Source organism: Streptomyces sp. NPDC005761 (assembly GCF_040630635.1).
Lineage (GTDB): Bacteria > Actinomycetota > Actinomycetes > Streptomycetales > Streptomycetaceae > Streptomyces.
This window is the reverse complement of the sequence record NZ_JBEXXX010000085.1, coordinates 1-9,812: the sequence shown is the minus strand read 5'-3', so window position 1 is coordinate 9,812 and position 9,812 is coordinate 1. Positions and strand designations below refer to the sequence as shown.

Here is a 9,812-nt window from a genome sequence, read left to right as displayed (position 1 = left end):
GCTCCGCGTCCGGTGCCGACCATGAGGGCGGTCGGGGTGGCGAGGCCCAGGGCGCACGGGCAGGCGATGATCAGCACGGCGACCGCGGCCGTGAACGCGGCCGTCAGGCCCTCCCCGCTGCCCAGCCAGAAGCCGAGCGTGCCGAGTGCCAGCGCGATCACGACGGGGACGAACACCGCGGAGATCCGGTCGGCCAGCCGCTGGGCCGCGGCCTTGCCGTTCTGCGCGTCCTCGACCAGCTTCGCCATGCGCGCCAGCTGGGTGTCGGCGCCGACCCGGGTCGCCTCGACGACGAGCCGGCCGCCCGCGTTCAGCGTCGCGCCGGTCACCGCGTCCCCGGTCGTGACCTCCACGGGGACGGACTCACCGGTGAGCATCGACGCGTCCACCGCCGAACTGCCCTCCACCACGGTGCCGTCGGTGGCGATCTTCTCGCCCGGCCGGACCAGGAAGCGGTCGCCGACCCGGAGTTCGGCCGTGCCCACGGTGACCTCGCGGCCGTCCCGCAGGACGGTGACCTCCTTCGCGCCCAGCTCGAGCAGGGCCTTCAGCGCGGCGCCCGCCTTCCGCTTGGAGCGGGCCTCGAAGTAGCGCCCGGCCAGGATGAACGCGGTGACTCCGGCGGCTGCCTCGAGGTAGATGTTCCCGGCGCCGTCGGTGCGGCCGATGGTCAGCTCGAAGGGGTGCGTCATGCCGGTCATCCCGGCGGTGCCGAAGAACAGCGCCCACACCGACCACAGGAACGCGGCCGAGGTGCCGACCGAGATCAACGTGTCCATGGTGGCCGCGCCGTGCCGGACGTTGGTCCACGCGGCGCGGTGGAAGGGCCAGGCGGCATACGTGACGACGGGGCCGGTGAGGGCGAGGGAGAGCCACTGCCAGTTGTCGAACTGGAGCGCCGGGATCATCGACATCGCGATCACCGGCACCGCGAGCAGGACGGCCGTCACGAGCCGCTGCCGCAGTGGGCGGAGCTCGTCCGCCTGGCCGGCCTCGGCCGGTGCGTCTCCGTCACGTACCGGGCCAGCGGGCTCGTGCGCGGTGTAGCCGGTCTTCTCGACCGTGGCGATCAGGTCCTGTACGGAGACGTCCTGGACCCGGTAGCTGACCCTGGCCTTCTCGGTGGCGTAGTTGACGGTGGCCTCGACCCCGTCCATCCGGTTGAGCTTCTTCTCGATACGGGCCGCGCACGAGGCACAGGTCATGCCGCCGATGGCGAGCACGATCTCTGCGGCGACGGCGGTACCCGTCGAGCCACTGGGGCCAGTGGTGCCGGTGGTGGCAGCGGTCTGCGCGGACACGGGGCCTCCTTCGATCGGTTTTATACCCCAGGGGGGTATGTGTTCATGATTCAGGTATACCCCCTGCCCCTATGCGCACGCAAGGGTGATCCGCGAGGAGGCAGGGGACCGCGCGCCTCCGGTCCCCGGCCGCGCGTCCGGCCTCGCGTATCTTCACGTTCACGGTGAGGCTGCGCCCCCGGCCTACCGCCCCGTAGGCTGGCATTGGACTAGACCTATAGATGGTTTCTGGAGGATTGGGTTCCCATGAGCAACCGTGCAGTCCTGGAGGTGATCGCTCTCGACGCGGAGGACGCGGTCGCTGCCCAGGCGGGTGGTGCGGACCGGCTTGAGCTGGTCACCGACATGGCGGCGGACGGCCTCACCCCGTCCTCCGCGACGTTCGCGGCGATCCGCGCAGCGGTGGACATTCCGTTGCGGGTGATGCTCAGGGTGGCGGACGGCTTCGCGGCCGGCGACGTGGGCGTACTCGTACGCAAGGCGCGCGAACTCCGCGCGGAGGGCGCGGACGAGTTCGTGCTCGGTTTCCTGGACGCGGACGGTCACCCCGACCTCGTCGCGGTCGAGCGCATCGTCGCCGAACTGGACGGCTGCAGCTGGACCTTCCACCGCGCGATCGACCGCGCCGCCGACCGGGACGCGCTGCGCAAGGCCCTCGCCGACCTGCCGGGCCTGGACACGTACCTCACCGCGGGTTCGCCCGCGGGGGTGGACGACGGCATCCCCACGTTGATCGTCGAGGCGGCGCGCAAGGGTGAGCCGGGATACGAGCCGCAGATCCTCGTCGGTGGCGGCCTGCGGCTGGAGCACCTGCCGGAGCTGCTGGCCGCGGGTGTCGACGCCTTCCACATCGGCGGGGCCGCCCGGCCGGACGGCTGGTCGGGGCCGGTGGACGTGGCTGCGGTCAGGGAGTGGCGGGACGTGCTCGACGCCTAGGGCGTGCGCGCGCGGGCTTCACGGGCGGGGGCGGGGCACCGGACACGGCGTCCCGCCCCCGCCCGTTGTACGCAGGCCTCCCGCCAGGCTCGTGCTGTCATGACCCTGGCGCAACAAACACCCCGGGCTTCACAATGGCGACACGGCGGAGTGGGAACGCTCCCACGGTGCCTCCCCGGCATTCATCACTGCTCATGGGAGCGTTCCCACCGCTCATCCGTCACGTGCCGCACCACCCTCAGCCTCCTACCGAAAGGCCCCCGGTGAACGCCTCTCCGCCCCCGCCCCCCACCGGTCGCGCCCGCGCCCGGCGCGGGCGCCGTGTGCTCGGGACATTAGCCCTCACCGCACTGTTCGGCGGTGTCCTCACCGCGCCCGGTGCCGCCGCCGAGGACGCCGACCCGGCCCCGGAGCAGATCACCAACGGTGACTTCGCCGCCGGTACCGCGCCCTGGTGGTGGACCGCCAACACCGCCGCCGCCGTCACGGACGGCCGGCTCTGCACCGACGTACCGGCCGGAACGGCCAACCCGTGGGACGTGATCGTCGGCCAGAACGACATCCCGCTCGTCGCGGGGGAGACGTACAGCCTCACCTACACGGCCACGTCCACCGCGCCGCTCTCCATCCACACCAATGTGCAGATGGCCACCGACCCGTGGACGACCGACCTGTCCGCGACCGACCTGATCGGCACGGAAGCGGTCCCGGTCACGCACGTGTTCACCGCCACCGCCGACCGCGACGCCGCCCAACTCGCCTTCCAGATAGGCGGCAGCGACGACGCGGCCACCTTCTGTCTCGACGACGTGTCCCTGCGCGGCGGGGCCGAGCCGCCCGTCTACGTGCCCGACACCGGCTCGCGCGTCCGCGTCAACCAGGTCGGCTACCTCCCGCAGGGCCCCAAGGAAGGCACCCTGGTCACCGACGCGAGCGAGCCACTGCCGTGGACCCTCCGGGCGCCCGACGGATCGGCGGCCGCCACCGGCACCACCGCCCCGGGCGGCGTCGACCCGACCTCCCGCCAGAACGTCCACACCTTCGACTTCAGCGACGTCACGACCACCGGGGACGGATACACCGTCGAGGCGGACGGGCAGGTCAGCGAGCCCTTCGCGATCGGGGCCGATCTCTACGACTCCCTGCGCGGCGACTCGCTCGCGTACTTCTACCAGAACCGGAGCGGCATCGAGATCGACGCCGACCTCGTCGGTGAGCAGTACGCCCGCCCGGCCGGTCACCTCGACGTCGCCCCGAACAAGGGCGACACGGACGTGCCCTGCCAGCCGGGCGTCTGCGACTACCGGCTCGACGTGCGGGGCGGCTGGTACGACGCGGGCGACCATGGCAAGTACGTCGTCAACGGCGGCATCGCGGTGGCCGAACTGATGGACACCTACGAGCGGACCCTGACCGCCGACGGGGCGGAGTCCGCCGAACTCGGCGACGGCGCGCTGGCGGTGCCCGAGCACGGCAACGACGTGCCGGACATCCTCGACGAGGCGCGCTGGGAGCTCGACTTCATGATGCGCATGCAGGTCCCGGCCGGGCAGCCGCTCGCCGGAATGGTCCACCACAAGATGCACGACGCCCAGTGGACCGGCCTGCCGATGATGCCCCATCTGGATCCCCAGCAGCGTGAGTTGCACCCGCCGTCCACCGCCGCGACCCTGAACCTGGCTGCCGCGGCCGCCCAGTGCGCCCGGCTCTTCGCCCCGTACGACGCGGACTTCGCCGACCGGTGCCGTACGGCCGCCGAGACGGCGTGGACCGCGGCGAAGGCCCATCCGAACGTGCTCGCCGACCCCAACGACGGAACGGGCGGCGGCACCTACAGCGACAACGACGTCTCCGACGAGTTCTACTGGGCCGCCGCCGAACTGTTCACCACCACCGGCGCCGCCCCCTACCGTCAGGCGCTCCTCGACTCGCCGCTGCACGGCGACACCGACGCGGCGTTCCCGGCCGACGGCGGCATGTGGTGGGGCGGGACCGCGGGCCTCGGAGTGCTGACGCTGGCCACCGTGCCCAACGACCTGACCGCCGACCAGCTGGCCCAGGTCCGTGGCGTGGTGACCACGGCCGCCGACCGCTACGCCGGGCAGACCGAGGACCAGCTGTACGGCGTGCCGTACGCCCCGGCCGGCCAGAACTACGCCTGGGGCTCCAACAGCCAGGTGCTCAACAACATGATCGTGATGGCCACCGCGGCCGACCTCACCGGGAAGGCCGACTACCGCGACGCGGTGCTGCGCGGCGCGGACTACCTGTTCGGGCGCAACCCGCTGAACCAGTCCTACGTCACCGGATACGGCGAGCGCAGCTCGGAGAACCAGCACCACCGGGTGTGGGCGCACCAGAGCGACCCCGACCTGCCCCACCCGCCCGCCGGTTCCCTCGCGGGAGGGCCGAACCTCACCGCTCCCACGTCCGGGGACCCGGCGGCGGCCGAGAAGCTGGGCGGCTGCGCGGCGGCCATGTGCTACCTCGACGACAACGGCTCGTACGCCACCAACGAGGTCGCCATCAACTGGAACGCCCCGCTGGCCTTCATCGCGTCCTACCTGGACGATGCCGGTGACGGGGCGGGCCCCGCCCGCGCCTGCCGGGTCACCTACTCCTCGCACCCGTGGAGCACCGGCTCGACCACCACGGTCACGGTGAAGAACACCGGAACCGAGGCGCTCACCCCCTGGTCCCTGACCTGGCTGCTGCCGGGCGACCAGAAGCTCAGCCACACCTGGAGCGCCGACATCGCCCAGTACGGGCGTACGGTCACGGCCACGCCACTGTCCTGGAACCGCACCCTCGCACCCGGCGCGGCAGTCGACTTCGGGTTCAACAGCAGCCGCTCGGGCGCGGCAGCGGACCCGGGCACGGTCAAGCTGAACGGGAGGGCCTGCACGGCCGGCTGACCGGACACGGGGTGGGGGCGGACCGCCGCCCCCACCCCTGCCCGTCTCAGCCCAGCTGCTCCGGCAGCGGCGCCGCGTGAAGGACGATCAGCCCCGAAACGGCACGGGTCAGCGCCACGTACAGCCGGCGCAGCCCCGTCCGCTCGTCGGGCTCACCGTCGACCACCGCGGCCGGCTCGTCCAGCACCACGTAGTCGTACTCCAGGCCCTTCGCCAGCGATGCCGGGACCAGCGTCAGCCGGGACTCGGCGGTCGTCTCCTGCCCGGGGGAGAGGAAGCTGTGGCCCGCCGCGGTCAGCGCCTCGGCCAGTGCGGGGATGCGGGCGTCGGCGGCGATCAGACCGGTCGAACCCTCCTGCTCCAACGACTCCGCGCAGGCCGCGACCACCGCCGCGTCCAGTGCGTCAGCGCCCGGCACCTCCCGTACCGACAGCGAACCGGGTGACTCACGCACCGACTCCACCGGCGCGAGTCCGGGCGAGATCACCGGCAGCAGCCGGGAGGCGTACGCGATCACCTCGCGCGGCACACGGAAGCCCGCCGTGAGCTCCTCCACCACCGCGTCCGGCTTCCCCAGGTGGTACAGCGCCTGCTCCCAGCTCTGCGTCGACCACGGCGTCGTGCCCTGCGCCAGGTCCCCGAGCACGGTCGCCGAACCGGTCGAACAGCGCCGCCCCACCGCCCGGTACTGCATGGGCGACAGGTCCTGGGCCTCGTCGATCACGACATGGCCGAGCGAGTGCGTGCGCGCCACCAGGTCGGACGCCTCGTCGATCAGCACCGCGTCCGCCGCCGACCACTTCGCGGACTTCACACTGCGGGCCGGCTTGGTCCACAGGATCGTCTTCTGCTCGTCCTCGCTCAGCAACCCGTCCGCGTGAGCGGCCAGGAACTCCGGGTCCGACAGCAGCCGCAGCACCAGCTTCGACGGCTCGACCGCGGGCCAGACCGCCTTCACCGCGGCCTTGACGGCCGGGGTGCGGGCCACCGCGTTCTGCACCCGGTCGTCGGGCGCTTCGCCCGCCTCCTCCATCCGCACCAGCACGGCGTGCGCGATGCGCTGCGGAAGGGCCTCGTGCGCGGCCCCGTACCGCATGTCCCTGGCCAGCAGTTCCTCGACCATCTCCTCGATCTCGTACGCCGGGACCCGCCAGCGCCGCGATCCACGCACCACCATGACCGGCTCGGCGGGCATCGTCACGTGCGAACGGATCGCCCTGCGCAGCACCTCCGCCATCCGGGCGTCGCCCTTCACGACGGCGGCCCGCGCCTCGTCCGTCCCACGGACCTCGACCTGGGCCGTCACCAGGTCGTCGACCGTCGCCTGCTTCACCTCCAGCTCACCGAGGGCCGGCAGCACCTGCTCGATGTAGTGCAGGAACGACCGGTTCGGCCCGATGACCAGCGTGCCCGTACGGGCGAGCCGCTCGCGGTGCGCATACAGCAGATACGCGACCCGGTGCAGGCCCACGGCCGTCTTACCGGTGCCGGGGCCGCCCTGGACACAGACCGAGCCGCCCAGCCCGCTGCGGACGATCTCGTCCTGCTCCGGCTGGATCGTCGCGACGATGTCACGCATCGGACCGACACGCGGCCGCTCGATCTCCGCCTGGAGGAGCTTGCTGGTCTGCGCGGTCTCGGTCGGGTCGGTGAGGTGCTCGTCCTCGTACGCGGTCAGCTCACCGCCGGTGTAACCGAAGCGGCGCCGCTGACCGACATCCAGCGGGTCCTTCCGGGACGCCCGGTAGAACGGCTGGGAGACCGGCGCACGCCAGTCGATGACCATCGGATCACCGTCGGCGTCATGCACGTGGCGGCGCCCGATGTAGAACTGCTCGCCCTCCGCGCCCTCGGCCTGCGCCGCCCCCACCACGTGGAGGTAGTCCAGCCGCCCGAAGAAGAGCGGGGTGTGGGCGAGATCGGCGAGCGACTTGATGCGGTCCGCGATCTGGGCCTGCAGTACTGCGGCGTTCACCCAGTTCGCCGTGACATCACGGATGTTGAGGGCCTGGGCGTCCTCGCGCATGGCACGCAGCGCGGCGCGCGAGGCGGCGAGATGGGCGCGCTCGTGGGCGAGGGGGTCGGTGGGGGTGTCGCTTTCGTGTTCGTGCGCGGGCACGGTGTTGCCTCCGGCATTCAACGCAGGACGGGGACCGCACCGAGGGGCCGTCCGTCCAGGTCGGGCCGGGCTCCGGCCTGACCCCGACGCAAGGCCCCGCCCCCGGGCACTGCTCGGGAGCGATGCGGTCCGCTCGGGGATCGATCACTGGTACGCACGCGGACGCGCGTACGGCTGTCGGCCGGTTTCCGTCCGGTCGGCGGCGCTCCCCCGGCTGCCGGCGCACGTCCTGGGGGACGGCCGGTACCACGGTGCGGGAGGCGGGCAGACCGGCGATTGTATCGACCGCCCCCGCCCCGCGCGAACGGATATCGCGCGGGTCCATCCCGTAGGGGACGGCATGCGACCACAGGGGTAGAAGCGCGCCCACGGGCTTCCACCCGCGGACCGACGCCCGCGCGGCCGGGGCGGAGCACCATGGAAGACATGAGCACCGTCACCCTGAACCCCCGAAGGACCGGCCCCGCGCACGGCGCGTCCGCGGCCACCGGTCACTCCCACCACCACCGCGCCGGAGACGCGCTGCGCGCCGTCAGGGTCTACGTACGGGCCGCGTTCGGCGTCGTCGTCCTCGGCGAGTACGCGGAGGAGGCGGGCGTCCGCCGCAGGCACTGAACCCGCCCCTCCCCGCCCCGTCAGTTGTCCGACAGCAACTCGTCCGCGTCCACGATCCGGTACGCATAGCCCTGCTCGGCCAGGAAGCGCTGGCGGTGCGCCGCGAAATCCTGGTCGATCGTGTCGCGCGCGACCACCGAGTAGAACCGCGCCTCGTGCCCGTCCGCCTTCGGCCGCAGCACCCGGCCGAGCCGCTGGGCCTCCTCCTGACGCGAACCGAAGGTGCCCGACACCTGAATGGCGACGGTGGCCTCGGGCAGGTCGATCGAGAAGTTCGCCACCTTCGACACGACCAGCACGCTGATCTCGCCCTCCCGGAAGGCGCCGAACAGCTTCTCGCGCTGGGCATTGCTCGTCTCGCCCTTGATCACCGGGGCGTCCAGGTGCTCACCCAGCTCGTCCAGCTGATCGATGTACTGCCCGATGACCAGCGTCTGCTCGCCCTTGTGCTTGCGCACCAGCGCCTCGGTGACCTTCCGCTTCGTCGCGGTCGTCGCGCAGAACCGGTACTTCTCCTCGGCCTCGGCGGTCGCGTACGCGAGCCGCTCGGAGTCCGTCAGATTGACCCGCACCTCGACACAGTCGGCGGGCGCGATGTAGCCCTGCGCCTCGATCTCCTTCCACGGGGCGTCGAACCGCTTGGGCCCGATCAGGGAGAAGACGTCCGACTCGCGTCCGTCCTCCCGCACGAGCGTCGCCGTGAGCCCCAGCCGGCGCCGCGCCTGGAGATCGGCGGTGAACTTGAAGACGGGCGCGGGCAGCAGATGCACCTCGTCGTAGATCACGAGCCCCCAGTCGCGGGAGTCGAACAGCTCCAGGTGCGCGTAGACACCCTTACGGCGGGTCGTCAGCACCTGGTACGTGGCGATGGTGACCGGCCGGATCTCCTTGCGCGTACCGCTGTACTCGCCGATCTCGTCCTCGGTCAGCGAGGTCCGCTTCACCAGCTCGTGCTTCCACTGCCTGGCCGACACCGTGTTCGTGACCAGGATCAGCGTGGTCGCCTTGGCCTGCGCCATCGCGCCCGCCCCGACCAGCGTCTTGCCCGCGCCGCACGGCAGCACGACGACGCCGGACCCGCCGTGCCAGAACCCCTCGACGGCCTGCTGCTGGTACGGCCGCAGCGCCCAGCCGTTCTCGTCCAGCTCGATCGGGTGCGCCTCGCCGTCGACGTACCCCGCGAGGTCCTCGGCGGGCCAGCCGAGCTTCAGCAGCGTCTGCTTGACCTGCCCGCGCTCGGAGGGGTGCACGGCCACGGTGTCCGGGTCGATCCGGGCCCCGACCAGTGGCTGGACCTTCTTCGACCGCAGGATCTCTTCCAGGACCGGCCGGTCCGTGGAGGTCAGCACCAGCCCGTGGACCGGGTGCTTGGAGAGGGTGAGGCGGCCGTACCGGTCCATCGTCTCGGCGATGTCGACGAGCAGCGCGTGCGGTACGGGGTAGCGCGAGTACTTCACGAGCGCGTCGACGACCTGCTCGGCGTCGTGCCCTGCGGCGCGGGCGTTCCACAGCCCGAGCGGGGTCAGCCGGTAGGTGTGGATGTGCTCGGGCGCACGCTCCAGCTCCGCGAACGGGGCGATCACACGACGGCAGGCGTCGGCCTGCTCGTGGTCGACTTCGAGGAGCAGCGTCTTGTCGCTCTGGACGATGAGGGGTCCGGTCACGCGCTTCGGCCCTTTCTACGGCGGGGAGGCCGGGTACCGGCCAAACCTCCAGTGTGCCGTATGTGGGGGCGGGGGTGTCGTGCGTGCGGGTTCCCTTGGTGCGGGGTTCCGTCCTCAATCGCCGGACGGGCTTGTGTGCGGGTGCCCCGCGGGGCGCTGTGTCCGGAGGGTGGGGGTGGTGCCCCTCCGGGCAGACTCCTCAAAAATGGCGTGTGCACCCGACGACGCACTTGTACCCGGGTCGTACGCCATTTTCTGCGGG

General features: G+C 71.9%; 6 protein-coding genes. 3 read left to right on the top strand and 3 right to left on the bottom strand.

Going from position 1 to position 9,812, the window contains the following annotated elements:
• Positions 1-1,205: heavy metal translocating P-type ATPase (locus ABZ434_RS35655; RefSeq protein ID WP_359146130.1), on the bottom strand; the 1,205-nt coding region annotated here is incomplete at its 3' end.
• A 342-nt stretch (positions 1,206-1,547) separates the two neighbouring features.
• Here ABZ434_RS35655 and ABZ434_RS35650 point away from each other — a divergent pair.
• Positions 1,548-2,237 carry a copper homeostasis protein CutC gene (locus ABZ434_RS35650; protein ID WP_359146127.1) on the top strand — a complete coding sequence of 230 codons (690 nt, stop codon included), beginning with the start codon at positions 1,548-1,550 and terminating at the stop codon, positions 2,235-2,237.
• A gap of 323 nt (positions 2,238-2,560) precedes the next feature.
• A complete protein-coding gene (locus ABZ434_RS35645; RefSeq protein WP_359146124.1) occupies positions 2,561-5,152 on the top strand; it encodes a glycoside hydrolase family 9 protein in 2,592 nt (863 codons plus the stop codon).
• Positions 5,153-5,198: 46 nt separating this feature from the next.
• Here the strand turns inward: ABZ434_RS35645 and ABZ434_RS35640 are convergent, their stop codons facing one another.
• Positions 5,199-7,271, bottom strand: a complete 2,073-nt coding sequence (locus ABZ434_RS35640) for an ATP-binding domain-containing protein (protein WP_359146121.1) — start codon at positions 7,269-7,271, stop codon at positions 5,199-5,201.
• A gap of 426 nt (positions 7,272-7,697) precedes the next feature.
• Between ABZ434_RS35640 and ABZ434_RS35635 the strand changes: the two genes are divergently transcribed.
• The gene (locus tag ABZ434_RS35635; RefSeq protein WP_359146118.1) at positions 7,698-7,886 is read left to right on the top strand and encodes a hypothetical protein; all 189 of its coding nucleotides are present in this window, start codon (positions 7,698-7,700) and stop codon (positions 7,884-7,886) included.
• A gap of 20 nt (positions 7,887-7,906) precedes the next feature.
• On the opposite strand, the gene ABZ434_RS35630 is transcribed toward ABZ434_RS35635, so the two are convergent.
• Positions 7,907-9,550 (bottom strand): DNA repair helicase XPB, encoded by a 1,644-nt coding sequence (locus ABZ434_RS35630; RefSeq protein WP_359146115.1) that lies wholly within the window; start codon positions 9,548-9,550, stop codon positions 7,907-7,909.
• Between the last annotated feature and the right edge of the window lie 262 nt (positions 9,551-9,812).

Excerpts from the sequence above, each read along its gene's own strand:
- ABZ434_RS35650 (WP_359146127.1), top strand. The coding sequence starts at position 1,548 with ATGAGCAACCGTGCAGTCCTGGAGGTGATCGCTCTCGACGCGGAGGAC.
- ABZ434_RS35635 (WP_359146118.1), top strand. The coding sequence starts at position 7,698 with ATGAGCACCGTCACCCTGAACCCCCGAAGGACCGGCCCCGCGCACGGC.